A 14645-nucleotide genomic window follows, 5' to 3' on the forward strand; every position below is an offset into this window, starting at 1 on the left:
AGACGTTCGCATGACCCAGGCCCCTGACAAACCCCGCCGCGAGGCGGGCATCCTCCTGCACCCGACCTCCCTGCCCGGCCCTTACGGCATGGGGGATCTCGGCGCCTCTGCGCGGCGCTTCCTCGACTGGCTGGCCCAGGCCGGGCTCGGCCTCTGGCAGGTCCTGCCCCTCAACCCGACCAGCAACAACTGCCCCTACGTCTGCTGGTCCGCCTTCGCCGGCAACCCGCTGCTCGTCGACCTCGTCCGGCTGCACGAGGTCGGCCTGCTCGACGCCTCGGAGCTCGTGCACGACTTCAAGCCGGCGAGCGTCGTCGACTTCGACGCCGTCCGCGCCTTCAAGGAGCCGCGCCTCGATCGCGCTGCCGAGCGCCTCCTCGCGAGCCCCGATCACCCGCTGCGCAAGCCCCTCGCCGCCTTCCGCGAGGCCGAGGCCTCGTGGCTCGAGGACTCTGCGCTCTTCTGGCTGCTCTCGCGCAAGAACGGCGGCAAGGCCTGGTGGGACTGGGAGCCCGCCCTGCGCGACCGCGAGCCCGCCGCCCTCGAGAAGGCGCGGGCCGAGCACGCGAAGGAGATCGAGCGCGAGATCGCCATCCTGTTTTTCTTCGAGCACCAATGGAGCGAGCTCCGCGCCTACGCACATTCGCGCGGCGTGCGGATCGTCGGCGACCTGCCGATCTACGTCGATCGCAACAGCGTCGACGTCTGGGCGCACCGAAACCTCTTCCACCTCGACGAGCTCGGCACGCCGCAGAGCGTGTCGGGCGTGCCGCCGGACTACTTCAGCGAGACCGGCCAGCTCTGGGGCAACCCCATCTACCGCTGGGATCGCATGGCCGAGGATAACTTCGCCTGGTGGCGCGCGCGCCTCCGCCGCGTCCTCGCGCACACGGACATCGCCCGCATCGATCACTTCCGCGCGTTCGCCGCGTACTGGGAGATCCCGTTCGGCGCTCCCGACGCGCGCGGCGGCCGCTGGGTGAAGGGCCCCGGGCTCGCGTTTTTCCAGGCGCTCGAGCGTCACGGCAAGATGCCGCTCGTCGCCGAGGATCTCGGCATGATCGACGAGGCCGTCCACGAGCTGCGCCGCGCCGCGGGCCTGCCCGGCATGCGCGTGCTGCAGTTCGCGTTCGGCGGCGACGCGGACAACACGCACCTGCCCCACAACCACGAGCCGGACAACGTCGTCTACCCGGGCACGCACGACAACGACACCACCGTGGGCTTCTGGAACGCGGCGCCGCCGCACGTGCGCCACCACGTGCAGCGCTACCTCCGCGTGAGCGGCCAGGACATCGCCTGGGACTTCATCCTCGTCGCGTTCGCCTCCACGGCGAACACCGCGATCATCCCCATGCAGGACGTGCTCTCGCGCGGCAGCGAGGCGCGCATGAACAACCCCGCCACGACCCGCGACAACTGGCGCTTCCTGCTCCACGGCGACGTCTTCCGTCGCGAGACGGCCATGCGCCTGCGCGAGCTCGCCGATCTCTACGGACGCCTCGCAGAGCCACCTGGAGCCGCGCGATGAGCGAGCAGTACCGCCTCGCGTCCCCGCAGTGCCCGCTCTGCGGCGGCCTGCTCCAGGAACGAGTGACCCCCGGCGCGGTCGTCGACGTCTGCGCCGACTGCCATGCCGTATGGATCGACTGGTTCGACGGCGACGTCTCCAGCGTCGCCGCCGCCGTCGATGTTCGCCCTGCGATCCCGCAGTCGCACCCCGGCGCGCGGATCTGCCCGCGCTGCCGGCACGCGCTCGCGCCCGAGCATCTGCGTGGCCACGGCCCCGAGATCCTCCGCTGCCCCGGCTGCGCCGGCGTCCTCGTCCCCTCGACCAAACTCGCCGAGGTCGTGGCCCTCGGCCCCGTCGACGACACGACGCCCCCCACGCCGGAGGAAGGCCTCTTCCGACGCATGCTCAACGCAATACGCTCCCTCGGCGCCTGAGAGCTCCTTTGCATCGACCGCATCGCGGCCTTTGCACCAGCGGTCCAGGGCTTGCCCTGGTCCGGGTGCAGGGGCGGATAGCCCCTGCTCGGGCCCGGGGTGAAACCCCGGCGCTACGCTGTCGATCAAAAGCCTACTTCGGCGGCGGTTCGACGGGCGCGAACGTCGTCGAGCCGGCGCCCCAGAACACGAGGCTCGCGGAGCCGCCTGGGATCGGGATGTCCTTCGTCGTGATCCCGGTCCCGTTCGGGTTGAACGTCACTTCGAAGAGCTGGCCCGAGTCACTGAAGCCGTAGACGCTGCCGGCCCAGAACGCGATCCCGAAGACGTCCTCGTACGGCACGGAGCCCCAGTTCTTGATGAGCGCGCCCGTCTTCGGGTTCACCTCGACCAGGCAGTCGTTGCAGCTGTTGCCCTTCACCGTGAGGTACGTCCCGCCGCCTTTCACCGACACGATGTCGCCGCTCGACGAGTACCCGCCGCCGATCGAGCCGACCGTCGTCATCTGCCCGGTCGTCGTGTCGATCCGCACGTACGTCGAGTTCTGGTAACCGACGAGCACCTCGTTGTTCGGATCGAGCGTCCCTGCCGGCACGAACGAGAGCGAGTTCGGGTAGCTGCCGCTCGCGATCTCCGTGCACTTCGCGGTCGTCTTGTCGATCCAGTAAAGCCCGCTGAAGCTCGTCCCGACGATCTTCGAATCCTTGTCGATCGCGATGTCGATGACCTCCCCGCAACCCTGGAAGTAGTCCACGACCGACACCTGCTTCGTGTAGGGCTCGAGTTTGTAGAGCCGATCGGGGCTGTGCCCGAACACCTCGCCCGGCAGCTCCGGGTCGGGCGTCCCGCCGTCGGTCGGGAAGTCGAACCCGCCCGCGCCGCCCTGCCCTGCCGATCCTCCCTGCCCTCCCGACCCGGCCGAGCCGCCCTGCCCCGCCTCGCCTCCTTCGCCGCCGGCGCCGAAAGTACCGCTCGTCTTTGCGGCGCAACCGAACACCAGCGCCGAGACGGCGATCAAGGCGAACCAGGAAGGACGCAAGGAAGCTCTTCGCATGGGGAAAACTCCACGAAATCGGCGTCTTCTCGAACGCCGATGCTGGAACGTAGGAGACCAGACCCCCTTCCGGGCGTCAAGGAGCGCCCCCGGCCACGGTTTCCGCTGCGATTCCAGCCCGAACCGGCGGGAAGCGGCCGGGGTATTGTGCATGGTCTTGCATTCGGTAATGTGACGGAAACTCGGGATCACTCCCCTCGGTCCACGCCGGAGGCTTCACCATCATGCTTCGCCGATCGCGACTCCTTTCTCTTTCTTTCCCCACGATCACGCTCGCCCTGCTCAGCGCCGTCGCCGGCTGCGGCGAACCCACCCCGAACACGACGGGCGGCGCGCAGGGCGGCGCCGGCGGCACCGGCGGTCAAGGCGGCCAGGGTGGCCAAGGCGGCCAAGGTGGCCAGGGCGGCGGCGGCCAGGGCGGCCAGGGCGGCCAGGGCGGCGGCGGGACGGGCGGCACCGGCGGCATGGCTGGCTGCACCATCGGCACGACGCAGACCTGTTACTCCGGGCCCGACGGCACCGAGGGCGTCGGCTCCTGCAAGGCCGGCGTGCAGACCTGCGAGCCGAACGGCGAGTGGGGCGCGTGCGTCGACGAGGTCCTGCCCGCGGCCGAGACCTGCAACGCCGCCGACGACGACTGCAACGGCGCGGTCGACGACAGCCCGAGCTGCGTCTGCCAGCCGGGCGACATGATGGACTGCTACGACGGCCCGCCGGGCACGGCCGGCATGGGCGTCTGCGTCATGGGCAAGGCCACCTGCGCGCCCGACGGCCAGTCCTACGGCGCGTGCCAGGGCCAGGTCATGCCCTCGGCCGAGGTCTGCAACATGCTCGACGACGACTGCGACGGCGTGGTCGACGACGGCATCGGCTGCGCCTGCACGCCGAACACGACCGAGACCTGTTACACCGGCCCGAACAACACGGCCGGCGTTGGCCTGTGCAAGGCCGGCAACCACACCTGCCTCCCCGATGGCTCGGGCTACGGCGCCTGCATGGGCGAGGTCCTCCCCTCGCTCGACAACTGCGCCTCGCCGGCGGACGAGGACTGCAGCGGCGCGGCGCTCGCCTGCACGGGCAACCACGTCGCGAGCAAGGCGTTCGGCGACGCCTCGAACCAGATCGGCCTGGACGTCGCGGTCGACCCCCAGGGCAACGTCTACACGATCGGCAACTTCGAGGGCACGATCAACTTCGGCGGCGCCATCGGCGCGCTCACGAGCGCAGGCAGCACGGACGTCATCGTCGTGAAGTACGATCCGACGGGCACCGTCCTCTGGGCAAAGCAGTACGGCAATTCCGCGGCCCAGGTCGGCAACGGCATCGCCGTCGACGGCGCGGGCAACGTGTACGTCACGGGCGCCTTCCAGGGCACGATCAGCTTCGGCCAAGGCACCTTCACGAGCGCGGGCGGCGACGATCTCTTCGTCGCCAAGCTCGACACGAACGGCGCCCACGTCTGGACGAAGACGCTCGGCAACACCGTGACCCAGCAGGGCATGGACATCGGGGTCGACGCCCAGGGCGCGGTCTACGTGACGGGCCACTACTCGGGCAGCCTCAACTTCGTCGGGGTCATCGCCAACCAGGGGGGCTTCGACGTGTTGCTCCTCAAGTACTCGAGCACCGGCAACGCGGTCTGGGGCAAGGGCTTCGGCGGCACGGGCACGCAGTTCGGCACCGAGATCGCGGTGACCCCCGCGGGTCAGGTGACGCTCGTCGGCTCCTTCCAGGACAGCGCCAACTTCGGCGGCGGCAATCTCACGAGCGCGGGCGACTACGACATCGTGGTGGCTCAGTACGACAGCACCGGCGGGCACCTGTGGAGCAAGGGCCTCGGCGACGCCTCGGAGCAGCGCGGGCTCGCCGTGGCCGTCGATCCCAGCGATGGCGACGTGGTCGTCACGGGCGAGTTTGCCGGTTCGGTTTCGTTCGACGGCGGCGCCACCACGCTCACGAGCGCGGACGGCACGGGCAACGTCGACGGGTTCTTGGCCAAGTTCGACGCTGCGGGCAACCACGCCTGGAGCAAGAGGTTCGGCAACCCGGGCGCACAGCGCGGCAAGGGCCTCGCGATCGACGTCTTCGGAAACATCGTGATCACGGGCGAGTTCTTCAACCAGATCGATCTTGGCGGCGGCGCGGTCCTGAGCACGGGCGGGCGTGACGCCTTCGTGGGCAAGCTCAACCCGGACGGCGCGCAGCTTTGGCTCAAACGGTACGGCAGCGGCATGATGACGAGCCAGGCGGGCGAGGCCGTCGCGATCGACCCGCAGACGAACACCTGGGTGACGGGCTTCTTCGAAAACCTCATCGACTTCGGCGGCGGCCCCTTCACCTCCGCCGGCGGAACCGACATGTTCCTCGCGAAGCTCGCGCCCTGATTCCTCCTCCCGGGGGGTTCGCTCCGGCGAACCCCTCCTTTTCCGCTCGGGGCTACGCTCGGACGAGCCGAGCTACGCCCCAAACCCCGAGACCATGCACCCTCTTCACGATATCCACGTCGTCCCGTCCACCATCGCCGAGTTCGTCCCTGCGGTCATCGAGATCCCGCGTGGATCCAAGCTCAAGTACGAGCTCGACAAGCGCACGGGCCTGCTCATGCTCGACCGTGTCCTCTACTCGTCGGTCCATTACCCTGCGAATTACGGGTTCATCCCGCAGACGCACGCCGGCGACGGCGATCCGCTCGACATCCTCGTCTTGATGCAGGAGCCCGTGCATCCCCTGACCATCGTGCGCGCCCGGCCGGTCGGCGGGTTTCGCATGCGGGACGACAAGGGCGTCGACGACAAGATCGTCGCCGTGGCCATCGACGATCCTGCGTATGCCCATTACGAGGATGCGACGGCGCTCCCGCCGCACGTCCTCGCCGAGATCCGGCGGTTCTTTCAGGACTACAAGATCCTCGAGGGCAAGATCAGCGAGGTCGACGACCTCTACGATCGCAAGCGCGGCCTCGAGGTGATCGCCGAATCCATCGCGACCTACCGGAAGGACGCGGCCTGGGGCAAACCCTGAAATGAAAAAGGGGTCCCGGCGCGGGCCAGGACCCCTTTCCCATTCTCTTCGATCTCTCTCAGCCGATCACTTGCCGCCGCTGCCCGGGGCGCCGTAGAGCGAGGCCGCGCCCGCCTTGTCCTGGCTCGTCAGGTTGAGCGCCCACGAGTTCGTCCCATTGCACTGCGGGTAGTGCATGACGGAGCCCGAGTCGTAGGGCGTGAGGCCGCGCCAGTTGTTGTCCTCGAAGCAGGCGCCGGCCTCGGGCCGCGTGTGCTCGTGCCGGAAGCCGAGCGCGTGGCCGAGCTCGTGGCGCAGCACGCCGTCGAGCGAGATGCCCTGCGACGTGAAGGCCGTGTTGTCGATGAGCACGTTGCGGCCGTTGCGTTTCGTGTTCGGGAAGAATGCGCGCGCGAGGTATTGCCCGCCCACGTTCACCGGACGAACGTCGAAGATCACGTTCTTGTTCTGCGCCGAGCAGTTCGCGTCCTGATCACTCTTGTGGACGAAGTTCACGTTTGCGGCGCCTTCCCAGGCGCCCGTGGCCGTGTTCATCGCATTCACGACGGCGCTGTAGCGGCTGCCGAAGCTCGTGCTGATGCAATACGTGATGTTCAGCGCCGTCGCCGAATCCCACTTCACGTCGCTGCCGCCCTGCGTCATGACCGCGAGCGCGCCCTGTTGCACGTGCTCGAGGTAAAACGCTTCGAGCTCGGCTTCGCTGAACATCGGCGTGTCGCCGTCGACGATGTAAACGCCCGTATCCGGCTCCTGATAGGCGTTCGCCTTGAACTCCTCCCAGGTGATGCCCATTCCGACGTTCTCGAGGTCCTCCGGCTCGCCGGTTTCGGCGACGCAGCCGCCGGCAAACACAGCGGAGAGGACGAGCAATCCGTGAACGAGGCCAAGCTTCTTCATGGGCGACGACTCCTTGTTCCGATTCGTGACCATCCCGGACAGCGCGAATGTCTACCAGGATCGGAAAGACACGTCGATATGGTAATTTTTGTGACCGGTGCTTGAAAATGTCCGGTCGGAGCGTCGTAATGGTGCGGAGGAAGTGGCACGGCGAGTGACCAGGCTTGCCACCTTGTCTCCTCGAACCCTGCACCCTAACTCCTCGAAGGCCACGGAACGTTCGGCGCTCCTCGCGCGTCCATCGATCGAGGCCGAGGTCACGATGGAGATCGTCATTCTGGTTGTGGGGTTCCTGCTCCTCCCGTCGCTGCTGTACGTGGTGGGCCGTATCGCTGGGCGCGACGTGTGGGGGCTCGTCCTCTCGCGTTACGAGAAGCGCGGCGGCAGCGCATACCGCGCCGCCGAGGTGCCCGTCTGGGTCGCCGGCAAGGCGCCACGCTCGGTGAAGGCCGCCGCGATCACGAGCTTCCTGCTCGGACAGATGGTCATTCCGGGGGCGCTCGCGGCGCTCGTCGGGCTCGTCATCAGCTTGGAGATGCTCGGCAGGCCCCTCGAGGCCATGGAGCCCATGGTCCTCATCCTCACGCTCTCGGCGCCGAGCGGGCTTTTCGTGGCGGGCTGGCTGCTCGGGCTCGGCATCCTCCTGCTTCGCCGCAGCCCGGACGCGGCCGCGCAGGCCCGCCGCGTCGGTCGCTGGTCGGTGATTCACAACGTTCTTCTGATCGCGACGCTCCTCGTCGCGTGTGGCCCGAAGCGCGATCTCGTGCCGATCGTCGCGTATGCATTCGTCTCGCTCGCGCACGCGGCGCTGCTGTTCGTCGCGGCCCGGGCGCTCGACGCCCACGACGTCGCGCAGGCCGGGGAAAACCTGCCCTCGCCGGGCGAGACGGCCACCGCGTCCGCCGGTTAAAGCTCGATCCCCGCCGTTCCCTCGGGCAGGATCGAAAACCGGAGCGTATCCGAGCCCTGCACCGCCATCGCCACCCCGCCCCCGACGAACGGCACGAGCCGTTTGGCAATCTCGAACGAAAAGAGCACGCGCGCCTTGTACAGCTCGTCGTGCGTCGTGAGCGGCACGCCCTCCGCGAAGAGCCGGTTTCCGCCGAGATCCCCGGCCACCGCGAATCCCTCCGCGATCGGCACGCGCGCGCCCAGCGTGAGCCCCGCCGTGAACGCCGCTTGCCGTTTTCCCTCCGGCAGCGGTCGATTGTGGAGGCCGACACCGAGGATCGAGTACGCATAGGCGCTCGCGAATTTGACCCCGATGTTCGCGAAGATCGAATTCGAGCCCCAGAGCACGGGGTGCACCCCGCCGCGCCGCGGGATCGGCACGAGGCCGAGCGACTCGCCTTCGAGCTTGTCCGTGACGTTGAGGACCCCCACCTGCAGGCCCTTGATCCGCCGCGCCACGTTGATGAGCCCGATCTGCACGCCGCGCACCTCGGCCGAGACGTTCACGATTCCGAGCTGCAAGCCGTCGACCCGCCCGATGTTCGTCCCGCCCGCGAACTGCAGCCCGCGGACCCTTCCGCGCGCGACCGAGACGAGCCCGCCGGCGAGGACGCCGTCGACGTCGGCGTACACGTAACTCGCCATTCCTGCGAGCGCGACGCCGGTCATCCGCCCGCTCGTCCACCCCATGAGCCCCGCGACCTGCGCGCCCGCGAAGTCTCCTTGCGCAATGGAAAAGATGCCATCGATCTCGAGCCCCTCGGCGCGGCCCTCGACGACGTGCGCGAGCCCGATCTGCGCGCCCCGCATATCGTATCCGACCCAGCCGACGGGCCCGATCTGCAAGCCGCCGAGATAGCCGATCCGGCCGAGCATGAGCGCGATGTCGAGGTGCGTGAAGACGTCCGGCGCCCCGATGTTGGTGCTCATCGGATACAAGAACCCGACGTTGACGGGGCGATACGGGACGGTCTCGGGCGACGGCGGCGGAGGCTCTTCGACGACGACGGGGGGCGGATACGCCGGGTCGGGAATGGGCGCGGGCGCGGGCGCGGGAATGGCGACGGGAGCGGGATCGGATGCGGACGCGGGTTCGTCCGCGGCCGCGGGGGCGCCGAGCAGGCCGAGGGCGAGCGCGGCGGTCGCGGCGAGCATTCTCCTCGGAGGCGCGGTGGGGGCGGGACGCGGCGTCATGGCGCGTCCTCGAGCCTAGCTGGTTTCGAGCGTGTCGCGAAGGTGCTGTGTCGCGCTCGAAGTCGTCGATCCGCGTCTCGCTCTCGTGTTACGTCCATCAGGTGATCCGAAACATCTGCCTCGGCGCGCTCTTTTCCCTCTTGCTCGCTGCGTGCGACCCCGCCGGTCAGCTTCGGGTGGTGGTGGTGCGCGACGGCGCCGGGCCCGTCCGTGAGCCCGTCGCGGATGCTTCGGTATGGCTGAAGTGCCCGGTCGGCGAGAGGACGAAGCTCTCTCCGATGAGGGCCGCGGGGCAGTTTTACGCGATCCACATCCCGGCCATCGATCTCGACTGCGTCGTCACCATCGAGACGCCCGACGGCGGAGGCGATCATTATCGCGTGCGTGATCTCTGCGTGGACGAGACGCTGCATGAAGGCTACGGCTGCAGGGAGGCGTTTCTCTACGTCCCGGTCGCGCGCGGCCCCGGGAACTGAGGGCGCCTCGCCCGCCGAGGGATGCCTCGGCGCGCCGGCGGAAGCGCGCCTCGGGCGCCCGGAAGCGCACCCGAGCACGATCGCAGGTACACCTCGCCCGCCGAGGGATGCCTCGGCCCGCCGGCGGAGCGGCGACTTGCCACGGGCGTCGATCCTCGTGCAGGATGGCCCATCCGGACTCCCTTGCCGGGACGTGGAGGCGCGATGAGCGGGGACGCGACGACGGAATCGGAGAACGGCAGACCGGCGAAGCACGGCCAAGGGCTCGTCCTCGACCTCTGCGCGGTCTGCGTCCCGATTGCCGCCATCGTCGTCTACGTCCTCTTCTTCAAGCCGCCCGCCGAGGTCCCGCGATATCTCGAAGGCGCGTCGCTCGTCACCCGAAAGGAACACACGCTCGCAGCGGCGACGCGCGCCGCCGAAGAAGCGGAGAAGGCGAAGGACGATGAGCTGCGGGCCGCGCTGCAGAAGGCGCTCGACGAACTGAAGGCGGAACGAAAGGCCGGAAGGGGATACGTGTGCATTCTACCAGACCGGTCGGGGGGCAAGCCCTGCGACTGCGAGCTGGGTGATCCGCTCTGCTCGTGCTTGTGAACGCAGCCTGCTAAACGCCTGAGCGTTGGTCTCATGTGGGAGCCGCTGCGCTGGGGCGTTGCCCCAGGCCCCACCGGGGCTATCCGCCCCTGGACCCGGACCAGCGCAAGCGCTGGACCTTTTGTCGATGAACTGCGCTCCGCGCAGTTCATCGAGCAGGCCGAGTCGAGACCGGCGACGACCCTGCCAACCGAGACCGCCGCGCTGCCCTCTCGACTGGCAACGCGGTCCAACGGGCCCGTTGGAAGAACTGCGCATCGCGCAGTTCTTCCACCCCGAGTCCAGCGCTTGCGCTGGTTCGGGTCGAGGGGCGAACAGCCCCCGCGGGGTCCGGGGCAGCGCCCCGGCGCGGCGCCCCCACCGCCGCCGTTTTTCCAGTTACGATACCGCCCATGTCCGCGCCCGCCCCTCTCCCGCCCCTCGCCCCCGGCGCCCTGCCCCTCGCCGGTCACTTCATCGCCTACCGCGCCGATCCCCTCGCCTTCCTGATGTCCCTCGCCGCGCGCGGGCCCATCGTCGGCATGCGCCTCGGCCCCATCGACGCCTTCCTCGTCCGCGAACCCGAGGACATCGAGCGCGTCCTCGTCTCCGAGCATCGTCGCTTCTGGAAAGACCGCATGACCCGCGGCCTCGGCCGCATCCTCGGCGATGGCCTCCTCACGAGCGAAGGCGACATATGGCTCCGCCACCGCCGCCTCCTCGCCCCCGCGTTCCACCGCGAGCGCATTGCCACGTATGGGAACGACATGGCCCTCGCCGCCGAGCGCTTCGCCCTCGCGCGCGAGCCCGGCGAGGTCCGCGACCTCCACGCCGACATGATGCGACTCACCCTCGAAATCGTCGCCAAGGCCCTCTTCGCCAGCGACGTCGGCCCGCGCGCCGCCGACGTCGCCCGTGCCCTCGACGTCGTCGTCGATCGATTCGGCGACGGCTTGATCACCCTCTTCCCCTGGATGGAGCACCTCCCGCTGCCCGACAATCGCCGCACCCGCGAGGCCATTGCCACCCTCGACGACGTCCTGCTCGGCGTCGTCCGTGCCCGGCGTGCGCGCGGCGGCGGCGGCTCCGATTTGCTCTCCATGCTCCTCGCCGCCGAGGACGACGCGGGCCGCGGCCTCTCCGATCGCGAGATGCGCGACGAGCTCATGACCCTCTTCCTCGCGGGCCACGAGACCACCGCCCTCGCCCTCTCCTACGCGTTCGTCCTGCTCTCGAAACATCCCGACGTGGAGGCCCGCCTCCGCGCCGAGATCGACGAGACCCTCGGCGACGCGCTCCCCACCACGGAGAACCTCGCGCGTTTGCCCTTTGCGCGGGCCACGATCCTCGAAACCTTGCGCCTGTATCCGCCCGCGTGGGCCATCGGCCGCGAGGCCATCGAGGAGACCTCTCTCGGCGGCTATCGCATCCCCAAGGGCACCCAGCTCTGGATCAGCCAGTGGGTCAACCACCGCGACGCCCGTTATTTCCCCGAGCCCGAGCGCTTCCTCCCCGAACGCTGGCTCAACGGCCTCGAGCGCGCCTTGCCACGCTTCGCCTATTATCCCTTCGGCGGCGGGCCTCGCATCTGCATTGGCAACCAGTTCTCCCTGCTCGAAGCCACCATCGTCCTCGCCACGATCCTCCGCCGCGTCCGCGTTCGCCTCCTCGAACGGCGCCCGCCCGCGCTCAGCCCGATGATCACCCTCCGCCCCACGGGCCCGATCGTCGTCGCCTACGAGCCCGCGCGGAAGACCGCGCTACTTCGCGCGCCCGCTCCGCTCGTGCCCTGACGCGACCTCGTCCACCGCCGAAAGCAGCGGTTCGAGCCCCACCGGCTTGTGCAAGACGCGCGTCGGCCCGAGCGCCGCGATCGCCTCGACCGCCCGCGATCCCGCCGCCGTCATCACCACGACCGGCACCTCCGAGAGCGACGGATCGGCCCGCTGCGCCCTGCGGAATTGCTCTCCGTTCATCACCGGCATCATCAGGTCGAGCAGGATCACGTCCGGCAGCGGGCCATCGTGCAGCCGCGTGAGCGCGTCCGCGCCGTTGGCCGCCTGGAGAACACGATATCCCTCTTCCGCGAGGACCATCGTCACGGTTCGGCGAAGATCCTCGTCGTCGTCCACCACCAGCACGCAGCGGCTAGCTCCCGCCAACGTCCTTTCCCTTCCCCGCGGGCGCCGCGCCGCGGACGAGCGGCAGGCACACCGTGAACGTCGCGCCTTGCCCCTCGGTCGAGGCCACGCTCACGTGGCCCCCCATCTGCTCCACGAACTGCCGCACGATCCACAGCCCGAGCCCGAAGCCGCCGTAATGGCTCGCCGGCACCGCTCGCTCGAATCGCTCGAAGATCCGCGCCTGCGCCTCCGCCGGGATGCCGATGCCCCGATCCTTCACCACGAGCTCGGCCTCGCGCCGGCGCGTCGCGACCTCCACCGTCACCGGCCGCCCCGCGCCGTACTTGATCGCGTTCGTCAGCAGGTTCGTCACCACCTGATCGAGCCGCCCCTCGTCCCATTGCCCCACGACCCCTGCCTGCGCACGCACCTCGATCGTGCTCCCGGCCGCCGCCGCCTGGATCGAGAGCCGCTCCGCCACCCGACGCACGAGCTCCCCGAGATCCGTCTCCGCGAACGAGAGCGAGAGCTTGCCCGACGAGAGCTGCGAGACGTCGAGGAGCTGATCCACGAGCGCGACACACCGCTCCACCTGCCGCATCGCCATCTCGATCCGCGGCGTCGCGTCCGTCCGGCTGAGCCCGCCCTCCCCGCTCCGCGTCGTGGCCCGCTGCAGCGCCTCCAGCGTCAGCCGCAGCGTCGCGATCGGCGTGCGCAGCTCGTGCGACGCGACCGAGAGGAAATCGTCCCGCGCGCGCAGGGCCGCCCGCAGCTCCGCGGCGAGCCGCGCGAGGTCCGCCGCCTGCCCGAGCACGATGCCCACCACCGCCGCGCGCAGCGCGCTCGCGGCCTCGATCTCCCACGGCTTCCAGGGATCCGCGCACCCTCGCACCGTCTGCCGCCAGACCTCGAACGATCGACGCGGCTCGATCCGCATCGTGCTCGGATCCCGCGACACCGGCTTCCGCGGGTCGCCGCCCCACGCGAGCGTCCGCTCGATCTCCGGTCGGAACCATAACGACATCGTCCGCCCCTCCGAGCTGAACGAGGTCACGAGCAGCCCGCTCGCCACCGCGGCGAGCCCGCGCGCGAGCGGCAGCTCCGCCCCGAGCGAGTCCGTCGCGAAGATCGGCTCCTTCATCACTTCCCGCAGCCACGCCGCGATCCTCCGCACGTCCTCCGCCGTGGGCGTCACGCCGGCCGTCGCCACCTGCGACTCGTCCACCACGGCCACGCCCGTCGCCTCGACGAACCCGAGCAGCGCTCCTACCTGCCCGAGCAGGCCCTTCTCGGCCTCGCCCTTGCCCGGCGCGATCCGGCTCGACGTCCCGAGCCGCGCCGTCACCTGCTCGACGTAGTGGTGCGCGAGCGTGCTCGCGCGGAGCTTCTGCTCTGCCGCGTCTTTCTGATCGAGCACCTCGAGCTGGAACGAAACCACGCGTCCGAGCACCTCGCACATGCCGCGCTGGGCCGGCACGAGCAGCCGGGGCGCGCGGTGATGACACGCGACGAGGCCGAACAGATCTCCTCCGCGGAGGAGCGAGATCGACATGGACGCGCTGACGCCCATGTTGCGGAGGTACTGCACATGCACGGGCGAGACGCTGCGCAGCCATGCGTCGCTCAAGTCGAGCGGGCGGCCCGTCCGCGGGTTCTCCGGCGGCACGATGGGCGAAGGGACCGCCTCCACGTCCCGGATGCATCGCACCAGGTTTTTCGCGTACAGACGCCGCGCCTGGGCGGGGATGTCCGAGGCCGGGTAATGCAAGCCGAAGTAAGGCTCGAGCTCCGGCTCGCGCACCTCGGCGATCACCTCGCCGTGCAGGTCGTCGTGGAACCGGTAGATCATCACCCGGTCGTAGCCCGTGAGCGCCTTGACCTCGCTGGCCATGCTGCGGAGCAGGTCGAGGACGGTCCGCGCCCCGGACAGACGCGCGAGGACGAACTGCAGCGTGCCGGCGACCCGGCTCTCCTCGGGCGGCCCCGCCCCCTCGAGCTCGAGCACGAGCAGCCCCTCGGAGCGGTGGAGCATCACCGTGAACGCGAGCCCCGCGAAGCGCAAAAAGAGCGGGCTTTCCTTGCGGAGCGAGGGCTGCCTCAAGGCGCGCTCGAAGAGATCCCACGACCCCGGATCGAGGAACGCCCGGAGGGGCTGACCGAGGAGCGCGCGTGCGTCCACGCCGACGAGGGCGCGGGTGTTCTCGCTCGCCTGCACCACCCGGAGATCGTCCTCACGCACAGCGAGGAGCGCGCCGTGCGGCTGCACGGCACCCGGGATGTGGATGGGTTCCCGCGCGCACTCCTCGAGCGCTTCGGCGCTGAAGTCGAGCGCCTCGGCCCCGATGTCGACCTCGCCCGTCGTCACGATCCAAGCCCTCCGTCAGTGTTGGGGGCTCCGCTCGGACAAGC

At 69.6% G+C, this 14645-nt stretch carries 13 protein-coding genes; 8 read left to right on the top strand and 5 right to left on the bottom strand.

Going from position 1 to position 14645, the window contains the following annotated elements; translation table 11 throughout:
* Positions 1-10: 10 nt before the first annotated feature.
* Positions 11-1531: a 4-alpha-glucanotransferase gene (gene malQ / locus QHF83_RS14275; protein ID WP_282418365.1), complete on the top strand. Its 1521-nt coding sequence runs from the start codon at positions 11-13 to the stop codon at positions 1529-1531.
* A complete protein-coding gene (locus tag QHF83_RS14280; protein ID WP_282418366.1) occupies positions 1528-1947 on the top strand; it encodes a zf-TFIIB domain-containing protein in 420 nt (139 codons plus the stop codon). The genes malQ and QHF83_RS14280 overlap by 4 nt, the downstream gene beginning before the upstream one ends.
* A 133-nt stretch (positions 1948-2080) precedes the next feature.
* Here the strand turns inward: QHF83_RS14280 and QHF83_RS14285 are convergent, their stop codons facing one another.
* Positions 2081-3001 (bottom strand): hypothetical protein, encoded by a 921-nt coding sequence (locus QHF83_RS14285; protein ID WP_282418367.1) that lies wholly within the window; start codon positions 2999-3001, stop codon positions 2081-2083.
* A 224-nt stretch (positions 3002-3225) separates the two neighbouring features.
* Between QHF83_RS14285 and QHF83_RS14290 the strand changes: the two genes are divergently transcribed.
* Together QHF83_RS14290 and QHF83_RS14295 are read left to right on the top strand one after the other, a co-directional pair.
* A complete protein-coding gene (locus tag QHF83_RS14290; protein ID WP_282418368.1) occupies positions 3226-5385 on the top strand; it encodes an SBBP repeat-containing protein in 2160 nt (719 codons plus the stop codon).
* Positions 5386-5479: 94 nt separating this feature from the next.
* On the top strand, positions 5480-6022 hold the full coding sequence (locus QHF83_RS14295) for an inorganic diphosphatase (RefSeq protein ID WP_282418369.1): 543 nt from the start codon (positions 5480-5482) through the stop codon (positions 6020-6022).
* A gap of 66 nt (positions 6023-6088) precedes the next feature.
* On the opposite strand, the gene QHF83_RS14300 is transcribed toward QHF83_RS14295, so the two are convergent.
* Complete coding sequence (locus QHF83_RS14300) at positions 6089-6919, bottom strand: M57 family metalloprotease (protein ID WP_282418370.1); 831 nt, start codon at positions 6917-6919, stop codon at positions 6089-6091.
* A 172-nt stretch (positions 6920-7091) separates the two neighbouring features.
* On the opposite strand from QHF83_RS14300, the gene QHF83_RS14305 reads away from it, so the two are divergent.
* Positions 7092-7829 carry a hypothetical protein gene (locus tag QHF83_RS14305; protein WP_282418371.1) on the top strand — a complete coding sequence of 246 codons (738 nt, stop codon included), beginning with the start codon at positions 7092-7094 and terminating at the stop codon, positions 7827-7829.
* Here QHF83_RS14305 and QHF83_RS14310 read toward each other — a convergent pair.
* Positions 7826-9064: a hypothetical protein gene (locus QHF83_RS14310; RefSeq protein WP_282418372.1), complete on the bottom strand. Its 1239-nt coding sequence runs from the start codon at positions 9062-9064 to the stop codon at positions 7826-7828. The two genes, QHF83_RS14305 and QHF83_RS14310, sit on opposite strands and share 4 nt — an antisense overlap.
* Before the next feature lie 47 nt (positions 9065-9111).
* Here QHF83_RS14310 and QHF83_RS14315 point away from each other — a divergent pair, with 47 nt between their 5' ends.
* From QHF83_RS14315 to QHF83_RS14325, 3 genes are all read left to right on the top strand, one after another.
* On the top strand, positions 9112-9540 hold the full coding sequence (locus QHF83_RS14315) for a hypothetical protein (RefSeq protein ID WP_282418373.1): 429 nt from the start codon (positions 9112-9114) through the stop codon (positions 9538-9540).
* Positions 9541-9744: 204 nt separating this feature from the next.
* Positions 9745-10134, top strand: a complete 390-nt coding sequence (locus tag QHF83_RS14320) for a hypothetical protein (protein WP_282418374.1) — start codon at positions 9745-9747, stop codon at positions 10132-10134.
* A 392-nt stretch (positions 10135-10526) separates the two neighbouring features.
* Positions 10527-11906, top strand: a complete 1380-nt coding sequence (locus tag QHF83_RS14325) for a cytochrome P450 (protein WP_282418375.1) — start codon at positions 10527-10529, stop codon at positions 11904-11906.
* Here QHF83_RS14325 and QHF83_RS14330 read toward each other — a convergent pair.
* Both QHF83_RS14330 and QHF83_RS14335 read right to left on the bottom strand, forming a co-directional pair.
* The gene (locus QHF83_RS14330) at positions 11874-12275 is read right to left on the bottom strand and encodes a response regulator (RefSeq protein ID WP_282418376.1); all 402 of its coding nucleotides are present in this window, start codon (positions 12273-12275) and stop codon (positions 11874-11876) included. The two genes, QHF83_RS14325 and QHF83_RS14330, sit on opposite strands and share 33 nt — an antisense overlap.
* Positions 12262-14601 carry an ATP-binding protein gene (locus tag QHF83_RS14335; RefSeq protein WP_282418377.1) on the bottom strand — a complete coding sequence of 780 codons (2340 nt, stop codon included), beginning with the start codon at positions 14599-14601 and terminating at the stop codon, positions 12262-12264. The genes QHF83_RS14330 and QHF83_RS14335 overlap by 14 nt, the downstream gene beginning before the upstream one ends.
* Positions 14602-14645: the final 44 nt, after the last annotated feature.

This window comes from Polyangium sp. 15x6, from assembly GCF_029960785.1.
GTDB lineage: Bacteria > Myxococcota_A > Polyangia > Polyangiales > Polyangiaceae > Polyangium.